The following is a 646-nucleotide window of genomic DNA, read 5'->3' on the forward strand; positions in this document are numbered from 1 at the left end:
TTTACCGGGCACAAGATGTGCGGGCCGACGGGGATCGGGGTGCTGTGGGGCCGGCAGGAACTCCTGGAGGACCTGCCCCCCTTCCTGGGCGGCGGGGAGATGATCGAGACCGTCACCATGCACTCCTCCACCTACGCGCCGGCCCCCCACAAGTTCGAGGCCGGCACCCCGCCGATCGCGCAGGCGGTGGGGCTGGGGGCGGCGGTGGACTACCTTGCGGCGATCGGCATGGACAAGATCGCGGCGCATGAGCATGCGATCACCGAGTACGCGGTGGGGCGGCTCGGGGAGGTGCCGGGGCTGCGGATCATCGGGCCGGTGACGGCGGAGGACCGGGGGGCGACGATCTCCTTCACCCTCGGCGATATCCACCCGCATGATGTGGGGCAGGTCCTGGACGAGCTGGGCATCGCGGTGCGGGTGGGCCACCACTGCGCGCGGCCGGTGTGCCTGCGGTATGGAATTCCGGCGACCACCCGGGCGTCGTTCTACCTGTACTCCACCCCCGGCGAGGTCGACGCGCTGGTCGCGGGGCTGGAGCACGTACGGAACTTCTTCGGCTAGGGGTGGTCACGTGAAGCTCGATTCGATGTACCAGGACGTGATCCTGGACCACTACAAACACCCGCACGGACGGGGCCTGCGC

General features: G+C 69.5%; 1 protein-coding gene and 1 pseudogene. Both read left to right on the forward strand.

Features of this window, described 5'->3' with window-relative positions; genetic code table 11:
* A partial coding sequence (locus IF55_RS35595; protein ID WP_030893386.1) for an aminotransferase class V-fold PLP-dependent enzyme occupies positions 1–564 on the forward strand: 564 nt, incomplete at its 5' end.
* A gap of 10 nt (positions 565–574) precedes the next feature.
* A pseudogene (locus tag IF55_RS39070) lies at positions 575–646 on the forward strand (Fe-S cluster assembly sulfur transfer protein SufU); the annotation flags it as partial.

This window comes from Streptomyces varsoviensis, assembly GCF_000718635.1.
In the GTDB taxonomy this organism is placed as follows: Bacteria; Actinomycetota; Actinomycetes; order Streptomycetales; family Streptomycetaceae; genus Streptomyces; species Streptomyces varsoviensis.